This is a genomic window from Streptomyces virginiae (assembly GCF_040638905.1).
GTDB lineage: Bacteria > Actinomycetota > Actinomycetes > Streptomycetales > Streptomycetaceae > Streptomyces > Streptomyces virginiae_B.
The window spans coordinates 19,398-38,148 of record NZ_JBEZYV010000027.1; the positions used below are offsets into that span (position 1 = coordinate 19,398).

Consider the following 18,751-nt stretch of genomic DNA (forward strand, 5'->3'; position numbering starts at 1 on the left):
GCCCCGGCAGCCCGATGGGGTACGGCGGCCGTCACCCTGCCGGACCCCTGCCGACCCCCTCCGAGTCGTATCCTGGGTGCGTTTTCCGACTACCGAAAGCAGCCGGCCATGCGTGTGTACGTCCCCCTGACCCTCCCCGCGCTCGCCGAGGTGCACAAGGCGGGTGAGCTGGGCCCCGCCCCGCTGCGGGCGTACGCCGTCACCCCCGGGCTGCGCGAGTGGTACGTCTCGGACGACATCGAGGAGCTGGAGTACGCGGCCCTGGGCCGGGCGGCGGCCGCCTCGCTGCGGCTGCTCGCCGCCGACCCCGGCGCACCCCGCCGACGCGTCGTGGTCGCCCTCGACGTGGACGACAAGGCCGCCACCGCCACCCCGGGGGTCGACGAGGCCACCCTCGGCCAGGTGAGCCTCGCCGCCGCCGTGCGCCTGACCGTGGCTGCCGCGGTGCACGTGGACGCCGTCGACGCCGCCGAGGACGTCGCCGCCGCCGCGCTGGCCCTGCCCGCCGCCGACGGCGGGGACGAGGACGCGCGGTTCACCGTCGACGGGGCCGAGGACCACGAGCTGCTGTGGTTCGGCGTGCAGGAGATCCCGGGGCTGCTGAAATGACCCACACGCACCACATCGTGTGGGACTGGAACGGCACGCTCCTCCACGACATCGACGCCGTGATCATCGCGACGAACGCCTCCTTCGCCGAGCTCGGCTTGGCGCCGATCACCCTGGAGACGTACCGCGAGCTGTATGTGGTACCGGTGCCCAAGTTCTACGAGCGCCTCATGGGACGGCTGCCCACCGAGGAGGAGTGGCTCGTCATGGACGAGACGTTCCACCGCCACTACTGGGCCGCCGCGGCGGACTCCGGGCTCGCCGACGGCGCCCGGGAACTGCTCCGGGACTGGCAGCACGACGGGCTCACCCAGTCCCTGCTCTCCCTCGCGCCCCACGACAAACTCGTGCCGCTGGTACGGGCCCACGGCATCGACGGGCACTTCGTGCGCGTCGACGGGCGGACCGGCCCCTCCCACACCTCCAAGGCGGGACATCTCGTACGCCACCTGCAGGCCCTCGACGCGACGGGCGTGACCGCCGACCGTACGGTCCTCATCGGAGACGCGGTGGACGACGCCCTCGCGGCCGCCCACGTGGGCGCCCGCGCGGTCCTCTACACGGGCGGTTCGCACAGCCGCCGCAGTCTGGAATCAGCCGGAGTGCCCGTCGTGGACAGCCTGGCCGAGGCCGTTCTGACAGCTCGCGAGCTGGCCGAATAGCGACTGGCCAGGCCGCTGCACGGACGGCCTGCCACGTCGCTGGCCAGAGTGTCAAAGTTCCACCCCAAGATTTGTACAGATGCAGCGAATGACGACTTGGGGGTAGGTCGGGATAGCCTTGTACCCGTGATCAGCGCGATATCCCTCGGGGGCACTGGAGCCTCCGGCCTGCGCCCGGCGCACGACAGTGCCCGGGCCATCGCTGATCCCCGCCACCGGGAGCGCCAGCCGATCTTGGCTCATTCCCTCCCGGTCGGCTCTCACGACGGCATAGCGTCGATTCGGAACGGACACCCCGCCTCGCGGCGCTATGTCATTCCTTCCTTCACCTACGTCACGCAATGGCGCGCGACAGGAGCCAGAGGACATGCAGACCAAGCTGGACGAAGCAAAGGCCGAGCTGCTCGCACGGGCGGCCCGGGTAGCTGAGCACAGCCCGGCCGGGGGGCTACTTCCGACTGGGTCCGAGCAGGGAGAGCGTCCGGACCGGGACGCGGTCCTCTCCTACCTCCAGCGCTACTACCTGCACACGGCGCCCGAGGACCTCACGGACCGGGACCCGGAGGATGTATTCGGAGCCGCGCTCTCCCACTACCGACTGGCCGAGAACCGGCCGCAGGGCACCGCGAGCGTGCGCGTGCACACCCCCACGGTGGAGGAGAACGGCTGGACCTCCAGCCACTCCGTCGTCGAGGTCGTCACCGACGACATGCCCTTCCTCGTGGACTCCGTGACGAACGAGCTGTCCCGCCAGGGCCGCGGCATCCACGTCGTGATCCACCCGCAGGTCGTCGTCCGCCGTGACGTCACCGGCAAGCTGATCGAGATCCTCGGCCCCGACTGCGACGCCCACGGCCCCCGCACCGCGCGCCCCCACGACTCCCTCGTCGAGTCCTGGATCCACGTCGAGATCGACCGCGAGACCGACCGCGCCGACCTCAAGCAGATCAACGCCGACCTGCTGCGCGTCCTGTCCGACGTACGCGAGTCCGTCGAGGACTGGGAGAAGATGCGCGACGCCGCGCTGCGCATCGCCGAGGGCCTGCCCGACGAGCCCACCGCCCCGGACCTGCGCGAGTACGAGCTCGAAGAGGCCCGTGAGCTGCTGCGCTGGCTCGCCGACGACCACTTCACCTTCCTCGGCTACCGCGAGTACAACCTCGTCGACGGCGACTCCCTGTCCGCCGTGCCCGGCACCGGCCTCGGCATCCTGCGCTCCGACCCGCACCACAGCGGCAAGGACGACGGCCACCCTGTCTCGCCGTCGTTCAACCGGCTGCCGGCCGACGCCCGCGCCAAGGCCCGCGAGCACCGCCTGCTGGTGCTGACCAAGGCCAACAGCCGCTCCACCGTGCACCGCCCCTCGTACCTCGACTACGTGGGCGTCAAGAAGTTCGACGCCGACGGCAACGTCATCGGCGAGCGCCGCTTCCTCGGCCTGTTCTCCTCCGCCGCGTACACCGAGTCCGTGCGCCGCGTGCCGGTCATCCGCCGCAAGGTAGCCGAGGTCCTGGAGCGGGCCGGCTTCTCGCCGGCCAGCCACGACGGCCGCGACCTGACGCAGATCCTGGAGACCTACCCGCGCGACGAGCTGTTCCAGACCCCGGTCGACCAGCTCCAGTCCATCGTCACCTCGGTCCTCTACCTCCAGGAACGCCGCCGGCTGCGGCTGTACCTGCGCCAGGACGAGTACGGGCGCTACTACTCCGCGCTGGTCTACCTGCCGCGCGACCGCTTCACCACCGGTGTGCGGCTGCGCCTGATGGACATCCTGCGCGAGGAGCTCGGCGGCATCAGCGTCGACTTCACCGCCTGGAACACCGAGTCGATCCTCTCCCGCATCCACTTCGTCATCCGCGTCCCGCAGGGCACCGAGCTGCCCGTGCTGACCGACGGTGACGTCGAGCGCATCGAGGGCCGTCTCGTCGAGGCGGCCCGCTCCTGGGCCGACGGCTTCGACCAGGCCCTCAACGCCGAGCTCGGCGAGGAGCGCGCCGCTGAGCTGCTGCGGCGCTACGGCACCGCCTTCTCCGAGGGCTACAAGGCCGACCACTCGCCGCGCGCCGCCGTCGCCGACCTCGTGCACCTGGAGAAGCTGCGCGGCAGCGACAAGGACTTCGCGCTGTCGCTGTACGAGCCGGTCGGCGCCGGCCCCGGCGAGCGCCGCTTCAAGATCTACCGCGCCGGTGAGCAGGTCTCCCTGTCCGCCGTCCTGCCGGTGCTCCAGCGCCTCGGCGTCGAGGTCACCGACGAGCGCCCGTACGAGCTGCGCTGCGCGGACCGCACGAACGCGTGGATCTACGACTTCGGTCTGCGGCTCTCGGCGGGCGACCTCGGTGACGACGCCCGCGAGCGCTTCCAGGACGCCTTCGCGGCCGTCTGGAACGGCCAGGCCGAGAACGACAACTTCAACTCCCTCGTGCTGAGCGCCGGCCTGACCTGGCGGCAGGCCGTCGTCCTGCGCGCGTACGCCAAGTACCTGCGCCAGGCCGGCTCCACCTTCAGCCAGGACTACATGGAGGACACCCTCCGCAACAACGTCCACACCACCCGGCTGCTGGTCTCGCTCTTCGAGGCCCGGATGTCGCCCGTCCGCCAGGCCGCCGGCAGCGAACTCGTGGACGCCATGCTGGAGGAGCTCGACGGGGCCCTGGACCAGGTCGCCTCGCTCGACGAGGACCGCATCCTGCGGGCCTTCCTCACCCTCATCAAGGCGACCCTGCGCACGAACTTCTTCCAGCTCGACTCCCAGGGCGAGCAGCACGCCTACGTGTCGATGAAGTTCGACCCGCAGGCCATCCCGGACCTGCCGGCGCCGCGCCCGGCGTACGAGATCTGGGTGTACTCCCCGCGCGTCGAGGGCGTCCACCTGCGCTTCGGCAAGGTCGCCCGAGGCGGCCTGCGCTGGTCCGACCGCCGCGAGGACTTCCGTACGGAGATCCTCGGCCTGGTCAAGGCGCAGATGGTCAAGAACACCGTCATCGTGCCGGTCGGCGCCAAGGGCGGCTTCGTCGCAAAGAACCTCCCCGACCCGTCGGTGGACCGCGACGCCTGGCTCGCCGAGGGCATCGCCTCGTACAAGATCTTCATCTCGGCGCTGCTCGACATCACCGACAACATGGTCGCCGGCGAGGTCGTGCCGCCGCGGAGCGTGGTCCGTCACGACGAGGACGACACCTACCTCGTCGTCGCCGCGGACAAGGGCACCGCGACGTTCTCCGACATCGCCAACGGCGTGGCGGAGTCCTACGGCTTCTGGCTCGGCGACGCCTTCGCGTCGGGCGGCTCGGCAGGCTACGACCACAAGGGCATGGGCATCACCGCCCGCGGCGCGTGGGAGTCCGTCAAGCGGCACTTCCGCGAGCTCGGCCACGACACCCAGACCCAGGACTTCACCGTCGTCGGCGTCGGCGACATGTCCGGTGACGTCTTCGGCAACGGCATGCTGCTCTCCGAGCACATCCGCCTGGTGGCCGCCTTCGACCACCGGCACATCTTCATCGACCCGACCCCGGACGCGGCGGTCTCGTACGCGGAGCGCCGCCGGCTGTTCGAACTGCCGCGCTCCTCGTGGGCCGACTACGACACCTCGCTGCTCTCCACGGGCGGTGGCATCCACCCGCGCAGCGCGAAGTCCATCCCGGTCAACGCGCACGTCCGAGAGGCCCTGGGCATCGAGACGGGCGTCACCAAGATGACCCCGGCCGACCTGATGAAGGCGATCCTGCAGTCCCCGGTGGACCTGCTGTGGAACGGCGGCATCGGTACGTACGTCAAGGCGACGTCCGAGACGCACGCCGACGTCGGCGACAAGGCCAACGACGCCATCCGCGTCAACGGCTGCGACGTGCGGGCGCAGGTCATCGGCGAGGGCGGCAACCTGGGCCTGACGCAGCTCGGCCGCATCGAGTTCGCCCGCAGCGGCGCCGGCGGCGAGGGCGGCAAGGTCAACACCGACGCCATCGACAACAGCGCCGGCGTGGACACCTCCGACCACGAGGTGAACATCAAGATCCTGCTCAACGCGGTCGTCACCGACGGTGACATGACCGTCAAGCAGCGCAACAAGCTGCTCGCGCAGATGACCGACGAGGTCGGCCGCCTGGTGCTGCGCAACAACTACGCGCAGAACACCGCGCTGGCCAACGGCTCGGCCCAGGCCCCCAGCCTGCTCCACGCCCAGCAGCGCTTCATGCGCCGCCTGGAGAACGCCGGACTGCTCAACCGCGAGCTTGAGTTCCTGCCCACCGACCGGCAGATCCGCGAACTGCTGAACAACGGCAAGGGGCTGACCCAGCCGGAGCTGGCGGTGCTGTTCGCGTACACGAAGATCACGACGGCGGACGAGCTCATCGCCACCGAGCTGCCGGACGACCCGTACCTGCGCCGCCTGCTCTTCGCGTACTTCCCGGCGGCCCTGGGCGACAAGTTCTCCGAGCAGATCGACGCGCACGCGCTGCGCCGCGAGATCATCACGACGGTCCTGGTCAACGACACCGTCAACACCGGTGGCTCGACCTTCCTGCACCGCCTGCGCGAGGAGACCGGGGCCTCCACGGAGGAGATCGTCCGGGCGCAGCTCGCGGCCCGTGAGATCTTCGGCCTCGCCGAGGTGTGGGACGCCGTGGAGGCGCTCGACAACAAGGTGGCCGCGGACGTCCAGACCCGGGTGCGCCTGCACTCGCGCCGCCTGGTCGAGCGCGGTACGCGCTGGCTGCTCAACAACCGGCCGCAGCCGCTCCAGATCACCGAGACCATCGCCTTCTTCGGCGAGCGGGTGGCCGGGGTGTGGGCGGAGCTGCCGAAGCTGGTGCGCGGTGCGGACCTGGAGTGGTACCAGCTGGTCATGGACGAGCTGACCGGCGAGGGCGTGCCGGAGGAGCTGGCGGCGAAGGTCGCCGGCTTCTCCTCGGCCTTCCCGACGCTGGACATCGTCGCGATCGCGGACCGGACGGGCGTGGACCCGCTGGGTGTCGCCGAGGTGTACTACGACCTCGCCGACCGACTGGACATCACGCAGCTGATGGACCGGATCATCGAGCTGCCGCGGGCCGACCGCTGGCAGTCCATGGCCCGCGCGTCCATCCGTGAGGACCTGTTCGCGGCGCACGCGGCCCTGACCGCGGACGTGCTGTCCGTGGGCAACGGCACCTCGACTCCCGAGGAGCGCTTCAAGGCGTGGGAGGAGAAGAACGCGGCGATCATCGGGCGGGCCCGGACGACCCTGGAGGAGATCCGGGGCTCGGACGCCTTCGACCTGGCGAACCTGTCGGTGGCGATGCGGACCATGCGGTCGCTGCTGCGCGCGCACAGCTGATCGTCTCGGCGTAGCCGAACGGGCCGGGCGCGGGACCATTTCGGTCCCGCGCCCGGCCCGTTCGTGTGGTCCGCGGGTGCGGCGCCGTTGCGGGGGCGCTGCCCCGGGTCCCCGCGCTTCAAGCGCCGGCGCGGCTGGAGTTCTCGTAGGCGGCGCAGACTTCGTCTGCCGGGCCGTCCATGCGCAGGACGCCCGAGTCCAGCCAGATCGCGCGATCGCAGGTCTCGCGGACCGTGTGGACGGCGTGGCTGACCAGGAAGACGGTGCCGGCCCGCTCCCGGAGCTGCTCGATGCGGGCCTGGCTGCGCCGCTGGAAGGCCGCGTCGCCCGTGGCCAGTGCCTCGTCGATCATCAGGACGTCGTGGTCCTTGGCGGCGGCGATGGAGAACCGCAGCCGGGCGCCCATGCCGGAGGAGTACGTCCGCATCGGCAGGGAGATGAAGTCGTCCTTCTCGTTGATGCCGGAGAAGTCGACGATGTCCTGGTAGCGCTCGCGGATCTGCTGGCGGGACATCCCCATCGCGAGGCCGCCTAGGATGACGTTCCGTTCGCCCGTCAGGTCGTTCATCAGGGCGGCGTTCACGCCCAGCAGGGACGGCTGGCCGTGCGAGAAGATCCGCCCGCGGGCCACCGGCTGGAGGCCGGCGACGGCTTTGAGGAGGGTGGACTTGCCCGAGCCGTTGGAGCCGATGAGGCCGATGGCCTCGCCCTCGTAGGCGGTGAAGGAGACGCCCTTGACCGCGTGCACCTCCCGCATGCCGGGGGCGGCTCCGCGGGAGAAGATGCGGCTGAGCGCCGACGTGGCGCCGCCCTTGCGGGCGCCGGTTCCGTGGACCTCGTAGATGACGTGGACCCCGTCCGCGATCACGGTGGGGACCCGGGTGCCGGTCCTGGCCGTCCTGGCCGTACCGTCCGTACTGGTCTTCGTCGCGGTGTCAGCCACGTCCGTACGCCTCCTCTGCCTTCCAGAAGTAGATGAACCCGCCGACGCCCGCGAGCAGCGCCCAGCCGGCGGCCAGCAGCCACACGTGGTGCGGGAGCGCGTGGGCGGGGAAGCTGTCGATCAGCGCGAAGCGCATCAGGTCGATGTAGACGGCCGGGGGGTTGGCCTTGAGGGCCGTCAGCGCCCAGTGCGGCAGGTGGTTCGTGCTGAGCATCTGGTCGATGGACCACATGACGCCCGAGGCGTACATCCACGTACGCAGGACGAACGGCATCAGCTGGCTGACGTCGGGGCTCTTGCTGCCGATGCGCGCCATGATCATGGCGCAGCCGGCGGCGAAGAGGGCCGTCAGCAGGAGCGTCGGTACGGCCAGGAGCCAGGCCGTGCCGGGCCTTTGGCCGAAGGCCAGCAGCAGGATCACCAGTGCGGCCATGGAGACGAGCAGCTGCTGGAAGAGCTGCACGACGGTGGAGAGGGGCAGGCTCGCGCGCGGGAAGTGCAGTGCGCGGACCAGGCCGAGGTTGCTGTGGACGGCGCGGGTGCCGGCGTTGACGGAGCTGCTGATGAAGTCCCAGACGAAGATGCCGGTGATCAGGAAGGGGACGTAGTCCGGCACGCCGTGGCTGGCCTTCAGCACGATGCCGAAGATGAAGTAGTAGACCGCCGCGTTGAGCAGCGGGGTCACCAGGTGCCAGACCTGGCCGAGCTTGGCCGTGCTGTAGGTGGCCTGCATGCGGGCGTTGGCGTAGGCGGTGACGAAGTGGCGGCGCTGCCAGAGCTGCTCGATGTAGCGGGGGAGCGTCGGGCGGGCGCCGCTGAGCGTGAGGTCGTGGGCGGCGGCCAGCTGCGCGATCTCCGCGGAGGTGGCGGGCGCGGTCGTGGATGCGGTCGCGGTGGTCACTGGTTCGCTTTCGACGTGGGTCGGGACGGGTCCGTATCGTCGCTACGGCGAGGCTAGGGGGTTGATCGACGGAACGCAACCGTATCGTCGTGACGGGCCGCGGCTATGCTCTGTGCATGACCACGGACCGCGCCCCCTCCGCCTCCGCCCGCCGCGCCCCCGCCGGCGCCGCCGTCCTGCGTGAGGACGTGACGGAGGCGATCCGCAACGCGGTGCTGGAGGAGCTGGCCGCGGTCGGGTTCTCCCGAATGTCCATCGAGGGCATCGCACGGCGTGCCGGGGTCGGGAAGACCGCCGTGTACCGGCGCTGGAAGTCCAAGCTGCACCTGGTGCTCGACCTGGTCGGCGCCTTCGCGGCGGACGGCCTGCCGGTGCCGGCGACCGGCTCGCTGTACGGCGACGTACGCGCCCTGCTGGAGGTCATGTCACACGTGCTGCGGCACCCGGTGGCCTCCGCGGTGATCCCGGACCTCCTGGTCGAGGCCTCCCGCAACCCGGAGATCGCGGACGCGGTCCGCGGCGCCCTCCTGGACGGCCAGCACCGCATGGCCCACGGCATCGTCGCGGACGCCGTCGCCCGCGGCGAACTCCCGGCGGACATCAGCCCCGACCACGCCCTGGACCTGCTGATCGGCCCGCTCTACTGGCGCCAGGTCGTCGTCCGCGACGCGGTGACGCCCGCCCACCTGGACACCCTGGCCCACCAGGTGGTCGCCGGCCTGAAGTCGGCCTCCGGCACCGCCTGACGGGCCCCGCCCCGCGGCTCCGGCCCCGCGCCGTGAACGCCGAACGGCCGGACGTGCCCGTCCTCGTCCTACGGCCGGACGTGGGCCAGGGCCGCCTCCGGGCTGCGGGACGGCGCGGGGGCCGACGGGGTGGGGGTGCGGTCCGGCAGGGGGATCACCGGTGGGGTCGGGGTCCGGTGGCCCAGGAAGACCCGGCGGACCACGCGTTCCGCCGCGTGGCCGTCGTCGTAGGAGCAGAAGCGGGCGCGGAAGGCCGAGCGCAGTTGGGCGGAGCGGGAGCCCTGCCAGTGGCCGGTGGTGAAGATGTCCACCAGCTCGTCCTGGGTGCGGGCGATCGCGCCCGGCGGACACGACCGCAGGTCGAAGTACGTGCCCCGGGCCGCCTCGTAGGCCTCCCAGTCGTCCGCGTGGATCACGATCGGCCGGTCCAGCGCCGCGTAGTCGAACATCAGGGACGAGTAGTCCGTGACCAGGGCGTCGGAGGCGAGGCACAGCTCCTCCACCGACGGGTACGAGGAGACGTCCACGAGGCGAGGGTGGGGATCCCACGGGCGGTCGGCGTCCGCGTACGTCAGGTGCGTGCGGACCAGCAGCGTGAAGCGCGGGCCCAGGTCCTGCAGGAGCCGCTCGAAGTCCAGGTGGTCCGGCCGGCTGCGGCGGTAGTCGCGGTGGGTGGGCGCGTACAGGATCGCCGTCGAGCCCGCCGGGATCCCCAGCCGCTCGCGCAGCTCCAGGACCTCCGTGCGGGTCGCCCGGTGGAAGACGTCGTTGCGCGGGTAGCCGTATTCGAGGGTGGTGTAGGAGGACGGGACCGCCTTCTCCCACACCAGGGTGGAGTGCCGGTTCGCGGAGAGCAGGTAGTCCCACTGGTCGGCGCCGCGCAGCAGGCCCGCGAAGTCCCGGGTCGGGGTGGCCGCCGGCCGGTCCTGGAGGTCGAGGCCGACCCGCTTGAGCGGGGTGCCGTGCTGCGTCTGGAGGAGGACCTGGCCGCGCCGCTTGACCAGCGCGCGGTCGAAGTTGACGTTCGTGACCAGGTACCCGGCCCGGGCCAGGGCGCTCCAGTACGCCGCCGAACCGGGGCGCAGCGCCACCGTCTCCCGCGGGAGCGTCGAGGTGTGCGCCGGGTCGCAGATCCACGCCGTCCGCATCCGGGGCGCCAGTTCGCGCAGTTTGGCCTCGATCGCCGCGGGGTTGCAGGCGTAGCCGCCGTGCCAGTACGCGGAGAAGACCGCGAGCTCCGGGCGCAGGGGCAGCAGCCGCTGGATCCGGTAGTGCAGCCGCAGCGAGGACTCGCGCAGGCCCCGCCCCAGGGCCGAGGCGGCCCGGCCCAGCGCCAGCCCCGCCGAGCGCAGCGCCGACAGCAGCCGGTAGCTGCGGCGGGCGCCCAGCCGCATCAAGGCGTGCCGGATCCGGTCGGTCCGCGACAGGGACAGCGGCAGCGAACTGCGGCCGCCCGGGGCGCGGTAGCGGCGCAGCAGGGCGGAAGCCCGGGCGAAGAACTCGGCGCGGCTCTCGCGGGGGAGGCGGCGCGGGTCGGCGTGGACGGCGCAGAAGTGCTCGGCCATCCGGCGGTGCAGGGTGGAGCGCCAGCGCTCCAGCTCGGGCCGCCCGGCGAGGTACCCGAAGACCCGGTCGTACTGGTCGAAGATCTCCAGGTGGCGGGCGGTGCGGGTGGTCGTGATCGATCCGGTGCGCCGTTGGCGGTAGTGCACGCAGACGCGGTCCAGGACGGCGACGGACTCCGCGGCCAGCAGCGCCGGGTAGGTCCAGGGGGTGTCCTCGTAGAGCCCCGGCGGGAAGGAGAGGCCCTCGCGCTCGACGTACTCCCGGCGGTACGCCTTGTTCCACACCACCATCAGCATGGCGAGCAGGGCGGGCCGGTCGGCGAGCCTGAAGCTGGCCGGGCCCTCCTCGGACAGCCGGTGCGAGAGCCGGTTGCGTTCGACGTCCCCGGACCAGTAGGCGCGCGCGTAGTCGTAGACCAGGACGTCGGGGGAGCCGGTGGCCTTCAGCCGGTCGGTGACGGCCTGCAGGGCGCCCGGGGTGAGGGTGTCGTCGCCGTCGAGGAAGATCACGTAGTCGCCGGTGGCCCGGGCCAGGCCCGCGTTCCGTGCCGGCCCCAGCCCCACGTTGTGCGCCAGGTGCACCGCGGTCACCCGGGCGTCGCGGGCCGCGCACTCGTCGATGATCGAACCGCAGGCGTCGGGGGAGGCGTCGTCGACGGCGATCAGTTCCAGGTCCGGGTAGGACTGCGTCAGGACCGAGTCCAGTGTCTCCTGGAGATAGGCCTGGACCTTGTACGCGGGCACGATGACGCTGAACCGGGGCACGGCACATCCAGGGGTCGGCGCGGGCATATTGCCCAGGAACCACCGGCGTGGCGATCGGGTTACGCGGTGTGCGGCATTCGGGTTGCGCAGCGTCAACGCTGCACGTCAGCGGCGGGGCGCGGGGCCTACTTGACCGCGCCGGCCATCACCCCCGTGACGAACTGCCGCTGGAACGCGAAGAAGACGACGAGCGGGACCACCATCGACAGGAACGCGCCGGGCGCCAGGACGTCGATGTTGTTCCCGAACTGCCGTACCTGCTGCTGGAGCGCGACCGTGATCGGCGGGTTGGCCGAGTCGGCGAAGACCAGCGCCACCAGCATGTCGTTCCACACCCACAGGAACTGGAAGATGCCGAGTGAGGCGATCGCCGGGCCGCCCAGCGGCAGCACCACCCGGGTGAACAGCCGCAGTTCACCCGCCCCGTCGAGACGGGCCGCCTCCAGCAGCTCGCGCGGGATCTCCGCGAAGAAGTTGCGCAGCAGGAACACGGCGAAGGGCAGACCGAAGGCGGTGTGGAAGAGCACCACGCCCGCCGTGGTCTCGAACAGGCCGATGGTGCCGAAGAGTTCCGACACCGGGATCAGCGCCACCTGCACCGGTACGACGAGCAGCCCGACGACGACGAGGAAGAGCCAGTCCCGGCCGGGGAACTCCAGCCAGGCGAAGGCGTATCCGGCGAACGCGCCGAGGGTCAGCACGAGCAGGGTGGCCGGCACCGCGATAGCGAAGGTGTTCAGCAGGGAACCGGTGATGGTGTCGTTGGCCAGCAGCCGCTCGTAGTTGTCGGCGGTCAGCCGCGAGGGCGCGCCGAACACCTGCCACCAGCCGCCGTCGTTCAGGTGGGTCGGGGAGACGAGGGAGGAGACGAGCAGGCCCAGGGTGGGCAGCAGCCAGAAGAGCGCCGCCAGGACCAGGAAGACGCGCACGGCCCCGCCGGCCAGCCGGCCCGCGGCCCGGCCCGCCGGACTGCCCGCGGAGCGCCCGGCCCCTGTCGCCGGCCGCGTGGACGGCGCCGCTTCGGTACGGGTCATCGGGTCCCCTCCTTCCGCAGGCGGCGGATGTTCACAAGCATCACCGGAACCACCAGCACCAGCAGCAGCACGGCGATGGCGCTGCCCAGCCCCGGATCGGCGTCGGTGCCGAAGGACGTCCGGTACAACTGCAGCGCGAGCACGTTCGCGTCGTCCTGGACCGCACCGGGTGCGATCACGAAGACGAGGTCGAAGATCTTCATGACGTTGATGACGAGCGTGACGAGCACGACAGCCAGCAGGGGCGCCAGCAGCGGGACGGTGATCCGCCGGAACACCTGCCACTCGTTCGCCCCGTCCACCCGCGCCGCCTCCAGCAGCTCGCGCGGTACGGCCGCCAGCCCGGCCCCGATCAGCACCATCGCGAAACCGGCCCACATCCATACGTACGCCCCGATGACCGCCGGGGTGACCAGCGCCGGACCGAGCCACTCCACCCCGCCGTACGCCTCCCGGAAGTTGGCCGCGGGCAGCCGCAGCAGTGCCCCGTCGGCCTTCGGGGACAGGGTGAAGGTGCCGTCGGCGCGGGCCGTCGCCGTGTCGACCACCCGGCCGTCCTTGACCGCCTCGATCCGCATCCCGGAGAAGCCCTGCTCGCTCGGGTCGACCACGTTCGCCGCGCCGCCCCCGCCACGGGTGAAGTCCTGCCAGACGGTGCCGGTGACCTTCCCCGGCTCGGGCTGCGGTGCGCCCGCCGTACGGGTTCCCTCCGGCAGCGCCTCAGGGGCCACGCCGACCAGCGGGAGCAGCACCGGGCTGCCCGCGCGGGCCGGTTCGCGGGTCACGAAGGCGCCCCCGCCGGCGTCCGCCAGCGGCGAGTCGCGGCCGGGGCGGGCCTTGGGGAAGGCCGAGGACTGCGCGAAGGTGTCGTGGACGCCGACCCAGACCGCGTTGGCGACGCCCCGGTCGGGGTCGTGGTCGTAGACGAGCCGGAAGATGATGCCCGCCGCCAGCATCGAGATCGCCATCGGCATGAACACCAGCAGCTTGAACGCCGTCCCCCAGCGCACCCGTTCGGTGAGCACCGCGAAGATCAGCCCCAGCGCGGTGGCCGTGGCCGGGGCCAGCACCACCCACACCGCCGTGTTCTCCAGGGCGGTGCGGATGCTGTCGTCGGTGAGGATCTCGCGGTAGTTGTCACCGCCGACGAACACGTCGCCGGAGCGGTCGAAGAAGCTGCGGTAGAGCGAGTAGCCGATGGGGTGCACGACGAGTGCGCCGAGCAGTACCAGGGCCGGCAGGAGGAACGCCGCCGCCACGAGGCGGCGGCGCCGCGCCTCGGCGGAGAGCCCCCGCGCGGGACCGTGCGCGGGGCCGTCGCCGTGTGCGGAGGAGCGACCGTGTGCGGCGGGGGCCGTCACGGGATCAGTTCCCGTAGGCCTTGGCCGCGTCCGCCTCCAGTTTCGCCTGGGTGCCCGCCACGTCCGACGGGTTCGCCAGGAAGTCCTGGAGCGCCTTCCACTCGCCCGCGCCCGGGGTGCCGCCGAAGGCCGCCGGTGCCTGGTCGGACATGTCGAAGCGGAAGTCGTCACCCGCCGCGATCAGCGCCTTGGCGATGCCCCGCTGGATGTCGTTCGGGTACGCCGCCGGGTCGACCGCCTTGTTCGGGGAGACGAAGCCGCCCTCGCGTGCCTGGATCTCGGCCGCGTCCGCCGACGCCAGGAAGGTCAGCAGCGCCTGGGCGCCCTTCGAGGGCTTCAGCGCGACGGCCACGTCACCGCCCGAGACCACCGGCGCCTTCGCGCCGACCGCCGGGAAGGGGAAGACCAGGGCGTCCTCGCCGACCTTCGCCTCGGTCTGCGCGATGTTCACCGCGACGAAGTCGCCCTCGAAGACCATCGCGGCCGCCGGCCGGTCGCCGCCGGTGAAGGTCTGCGTCACCGATTTCGGGAACTCGGTGGCCAGTGCGCCGCTCGTCCCGCCTGCCAGGAAGTCCTTGCGCCCGAACAGTTCGGCGAGCGTGGTCAGGGCCTGCTTGACGCTGTCGTCCGTCCACTTGATCTGGTGCTTGGCCAGCTGGTCGTACTTCTCCGGGCCCGCCTGGGAGAGGTAGATGTTCTCGAACCAGTCCGTCAGGGTCCAGCCGTCCGCGCCCGCGACCGAGACCGCCGGGGTGCCCGACGCCGACAGGGTGTCCGCCGCGGTGATCAGTTCCTTCCAGGTCTTGGGCGGCTTGACGCCCGCCGCCTCGAACGCCTTCGCGTTGTACCAGATCAGCGACTTGTTGGCAGCCTTGTAGTAGACGCCGTACTGGGTGCCGCCGACCGCGCCCAGCGACTTCCAGCCCGCCGAGTAGTTCTTGTCGAGCTGCGCCTGCGCCTGCGGGCCCACCGGCTGCGCCCACTTGTTCTGGACCGCCGAGACCAGCGCCCCGACCTGCGGCAGCAGCGCGACGTCCGGCGGAGCCCCGCCGGCGATCTTCGTGCCGAGGAAGGTGACGATCGGGTCCTGGGCCGGGACGAAGGTGACGGTGGCCCCCGTCCGCTTCTCGAACTCCTTGAGGACCTTGGTGAAGTTCTCCTGCTCGGGGCCCGTCCAGACCGCCGCGACCTGGAGCTTCTCCCCGTCCAGTTTCGGTAACTCCACCGCGGGCGAGGCCGTGCCGCCCCGAGGCGGCGACGGCTCCTTGTCGGCGCCGCCCCCGCAGGCGGTGAGCGCCAGCGCGCCCGCGGCGGCGAGCGCCGCCCACTTGAGATGCGTACGGCCCGTTCCGTGCTCGCGCATGGCTCTGCCCCCGATACCCGTGGTGTGTCCCGGACCACAAGGTCTACGCCGACCCGCGCGACCCCGCAATACCGCGTCCCGGGGCCGGGTGAATACCGCGCCCCGGGGACGGGCGCGAGCACGGGCGCCGGAGACGGGCAGAGCGCGTGCCCCAGGCGCGGGGCTGCGGGGATGCCCCGCCGGTCACGCCGGTCCGTCGGTCACGCCGGTCCGCCGCTTCCCGCCGGGCGCGGCCTGACCGGCGGGAAGCCCCCAAGGGCTGTCCCGTGGTTCCCGGCGGGCGCACGACGACAGCCGCGGCACCTCGCCGCGTTGTCGGAACGCCCGGATGCGCCCGGTATCAGGACGGTCCCCCGCGCGGTGCACCGCATCCGACGCCGCGCGCTGATCCACCGGGATCTCGGGCCGGTCCTCAGGGAGCCGGGGGGAACAGCACGGGTATCGCCGAGACCAGGTGCGCGGCCCGGTCCAGCGCGCTGGCCAGCAGCGCGAGGTCGGTCGGGCCGTTGCCCAGCTCGCGCACCGGCCGGCGGGCCGGCGGATCGCCCATCCGCTCCCACTCCACCGGGACCACCGTCGGCCGCAGGGTCGCCGTCCGCGGGATCCGTCCGGTGACCCGGCCCGCCTGGAACGGCACCGTACGGCCGTCCGCGAAGCGCAGCACACCGCGGCCGGGCCCCGGCTGGTCCGGGGCTTCGAGCTCGACCCGCAGGGCGGCCAGCCGGGCCGGGCCGGTGCCGGCCGTACGGTCCGGACGTGAGGTGCTCGCCACCAGGTGCACGCCCAGCCGGGCGCCGTCACGGGCCACCGCCTCCAGCGCCCGCACCACCGAACCGGCGGCGGGGCGGCCCGCGCTGCCCAGACCGGGCGCGACCAGCGCGTCGAGGTCGTCCACCAGCACCACCAGGCGCGGCAGCGGGCTAGGCCCGACCGGATCCGTACGGGTGGCAGCGGCGCGCAGCCGGAGCGTTCCCGTCCGTACGGGCTCGCCGTGGCCCGGCGAGCCGGAGGACGGGCCGTCGCCGCGGACCTCGCCCGGGGCGGGCCGGCGGGGCGCGACCATCCGGCCGGACACCTCGCGCTGCGCGTGCCACTCGGCGAAGGGCACGCCGTCCAGCAGCTCGGCGCGCCGCTTGAGCTCCGCGCCCAGCGCCTGCGCGAACTCCCGCATGCGCAGCGGATCGGAGGCCACCAGGTGGGCGGAGACGTGCGGGAGTTCGGTGCAGGGCAGCAGCCCGTCGCCGCGCTCGCCGCCCGCCCCGTCCAGGAGGACCAGCCCGAGGCGGTCCGGGCGGGCACCCGCGGACAGCGACGCCGCCACCGACCGCAGCAGCTCGGTACGGCCGCTCCCGGCGGGCCCCTCGACGATCAGGTGCGGGCCGTCGTGGACCAGCTCGGTGCCCACGGGACCGCGCCGCCCGCTGCCCAGCACGACCTCGGCCAGGCCGCCCTGGCCCTGCCCCTGGTCGGTCGCGGCCGCCCAGCGGGCCATCAGGGAGGCCGGGGTGGCCCGGGCCAGCCCCAGCTCGTCCAGCAGCCGCGCCGTGGCGGGCAGCGCGGCGGCCGTGGGACGGCTCGGCCCGCCGACCGCGCCGTCGGTGGGCCGCAGGGGTGCCATTGCCCGGGCGAACCGCTCGGCCCAGGCGGTGGAGACGGCGTCGCAGACCGCGGTGCCCCCGGACGGGACCGGCAGGCCGCCGCGGACCGCGAAGGTCCGTACGGCCGTGGCGACGTCCCCGCTGAGCAGGGCGACCGCACCGCAGTCCCGGAAGGCGGGGGTGGCCGCGCAGGCGCTCTCGTACGTGTCGGCGACCGGGGAGGCGGGGGTGGCCGCCGGGGCCTCGGCGAGCGCCAGGACGTGGATCCCGGCGGCCGGGCCGTGCGAGGCGAGCCGGCCGGTGATGTCGCGCAGCGCGCCGGTCCCGGGATCGCCGTCGAGGACGAGGAGCGTGTAGGGGCCCTCGTAGGCGTCGGCCGCCTCCCGGACCCGTTCGGGGGAGGCGCTCGCCCAGTGCGCGCCGAGCGGGCCGTCGTCGAGGCGGCGGGTGAGCTCGGCCGTGCGGGCGGCGGCCTGGTCGCGGTCGTACGCGAGGAGCAGGCGGCAGTCCTGGCCGTGCCCCGGCCGTACGTGGGGCAGCCAGCCCAGCCAGGCCCAGTCGCGCCGCCGGTCGGCGAGCGGCCGGGCCCGGTCGGCGCTGAGGAGCACGATCTCCAGCTGCCCCGGAGCGTGCAGCCCCGCGAGCTGTGCGACCACCCAGCGGGCCGACCCGGACAGCCGCGCCCGCGGGCCGGCGATGCCGAGGGCGCCGACGGCGGGCAGGGACACCCGGCTCCCTGCGCCGAGCCCGACTTCCAGCAGCGCGGCGTGACCGGCCCGCCCGGGCGTACGGGACCACAGACGCCCCGTGGGGCCCATCGCGGCCAGCAGCAGCGCGGCCGGGTCGTCGGGGTGGGGTGCGGCGGCGGTGGCGACGGTCTCGACGGCCTGCGCGACGTCCTCCCCGCGCACCCATTTGCGGGCCCACGCGCCGAGGCCCTTGCGGCGGCCCGATCCGGTCCGGGCCCCGTCCGGCCCGGACGTGCCGGGGCCGCCTGCGGGCTCGGGGGCGCCCGGGTGGGCCGCGCCGGCCGGTCCGTAGGGCCCGGCGGTCCCCGCGGCCGTGCCGGAGGCGCCCGGCGCCCCGCCGCGGACGGCGGAATGCGCGTGCGGGCCGGGCGGCCCGTACGGCCCGGTGCCGGGGGCAGCCGGGCCGCGGGCACCCGCCGCCGTGTCCGGGCCGTCAGGGACGCTCCCCGTGGGGCCGCCGGGCGCGTCGGGGCCGGCGGGTGCGGGGAGGGCCAGGTGGCCCTCCTGGTCCGGGGTCACCGGCAGCGCGGGCGTGCCCGCGGGCGCCAGCCGCAGGGTGGACTCGCCGACCCGCAGCAGGGCCCCCGGGGGCAGGGCGACCGGCTGGGTCCCGACCGGGGAGCCGTCGAGGGTGGTGCCGTTCGTGGAGTCCAGGTCGGCGACGGCGACCCGGCCGCCGCGGGCCACCGTCACCGCGCAGTGCATCCGGGACACGTCGGGGTCGTCCAGCGGCACGTCGGCGTCGCCGGACCGGCCGATGCGGATCTGCCCGTCGTGCAGCAGGTGCACCCCGCCCGCGTCGGGTCCGGCCACGACGTGCAGCTGGGGTGCGCCGAGGCCGTCCTCGGGCAGCACGTCCGGCATCGGGGAGTGCAGCGCCAGCACCGCGCCGTCCACCAGGGGCGGCTCGCCCAGCACCCGCCGCTGGAGGTCGAGGCGCTCGGAGCCCGCGTACAGCACGACCGTGCCCCCGGTGTCGGGGCCGCCGACGGTGGCCGCGAGCCCGGAGGCGACCGCGGCCAGCGCCGTGCCGACGGGCGCGGTGACGAGCACGTCACAACTCGCGGGGGCGGTCGCGGTCTGGTGGCCGCTGCGCGACCCGAGGACGGTCAGCCGGATCTGCATCGCCGTCAGCGGT

The 18,751-nt window shown here is 73.1% G+C and carries 11 protein-coding genes; 4 read left to right on the top strand and 7 right to left on the bottom strand.

Features of this window, described 5'->3' with window-relative positions:
- Positions 1–108 precede the first annotated feature (108 nt).
- The 3 genes from AB0F82_RS28530 to AB0F82_RS28540 all read left to right on the top strand — a co-directional run bounded on the left by AB0F82_RS28530 (position 109) and on the right by AB0F82_RS28540 (position 6,588).
- Positions 109–609: a DUF6912 family protein gene (locus tag AB0F82_RS28530; protein ID WP_362632464.1), complete on the top strand. Its 501-nt coding sequence runs from the start codon at positions 109–111 to the stop codon at positions 607–609.
- Complete coding sequence (locus AB0F82_RS28535) at positions 606–1,271, top strand: HAD family hydrolase (RefSeq protein WP_362632466.1); 666 nt, start codon at positions 606–608, stop codon at positions 1,269–1,271. Before AB0F82_RS28530 ends, AB0F82_RS28535 begins: the two co-directional genes overlap by 4 nt.
- 367 nt (positions 1,272–1,638) lie before the next feature.
- Entirely contained in the window at positions 1,639–6,588 is a 4,950-nt protein-coding gene (locus AB0F82_RS28540; protein ID WP_362632468.1) for an NAD-glutamate dehydrogenase, read from the top strand.
- A gap of 118 nt (positions 6,589–6,706) precedes the next feature.
- Here the strand turns inward: AB0F82_RS28540 and AB0F82_RS28545 are convergent, their stop codons facing one another.
- Entirely contained in the window at positions 6,707–7,531 is an 825-nt protein-coding gene (locus AB0F82_RS28545; RefSeq protein ID WP_362632470.1) for an ABC transporter ATP-binding protein, read from the bottom strand.
- Positions 7,524–8,432, bottom strand: coding sequence for an ABC transporter permease (locus AB0F82_RS28550; protein ID WP_362632472.1), 909 nt, complete (start codon positions 8,430–8,432; stop codon positions 7,524–7,526). Before AB0F82_RS28550 ends, AB0F82_RS28545 begins: the two co-directional genes overlap by 8 nt.
- A 116-nt stretch (positions 8,433–8,548) precedes the next feature.
- Between AB0F82_RS28550 and AB0F82_RS28555 the strand changes: the two genes are divergently transcribed.
- On the top strand, positions 8,549–9,178 hold the full coding sequence (locus AB0F82_RS28555) for a TetR/AcrR family transcriptional regulator (RefSeq protein ID WP_356815356.1): 630 nt from the start codon (positions 8,549–8,551) through the stop codon (positions 9,176–9,178).
- 68 nt (positions 9,179–9,246) lie between these two features.
- On the opposite strand, the gene AB0F82_RS28560 is transcribed toward AB0F82_RS28555, so the two are convergent.
- From AB0F82_RS28560 to AB0F82_RS28580, 5 genes are all read right to left on the bottom strand, one after another.
- Positions 9,247–11,508, bottom strand: a complete 2,262-nt coding sequence (locus tag AB0F82_RS28560; protein ID WP_362632474.1) for a bifunctional glycosyltransferase/CDP-glycerol:glycerophosphate glycerophosphotransferase — start codon at positions 11,506–11,508, stop codon at positions 9,247–9,249.
- Between the two features lie 125 nt (positions 11,509–11,633).
- Complete coding sequence (locus AB0F82_RS28565; protein WP_362632476.1) at positions 11,634–12,542, bottom strand: carbohydrate ABC transporter permease; 909 nt, start codon at positions 12,540–12,542, stop codon at positions 11,634–11,636.
- A complete protein-coding gene (locus AB0F82_RS28570) occupies positions 12,539–13,801 on the bottom strand; it encodes a carbohydrate ABC transporter permease (RefSeq protein ID WP_362632539.1) in 1,263 nt (420 codons plus the stop codon). The genes AB0F82_RS28565 and AB0F82_RS28570 overlap by 4 nt, the downstream gene beginning before the upstream one ends.
- A 106-nt stretch (positions 13,802–13,907) precedes the next feature.
- On the bottom strand, positions 13,908–15,266 hold the full coding sequence (locus AB0F82_RS28575) for an ABC transporter substrate-binding protein (protein ID WP_356815359.1): 1,359 nt from the start codon (positions 15,264–15,266) through the stop codon (positions 13,908–13,910).
- Positions 15,267–15,678: 412 nt separating this feature from the next.
- Positions 15,679–18,738, bottom strand: a complete 3,060-nt coding sequence (locus AB0F82_RS28580; protein WP_362632479.1) for an FHA domain-containing protein — start codon at positions 18,736–18,738, stop codon at positions 15,679–15,681.
- Positions 18,739–18,751 lie beyond the last annotated feature (13 nt).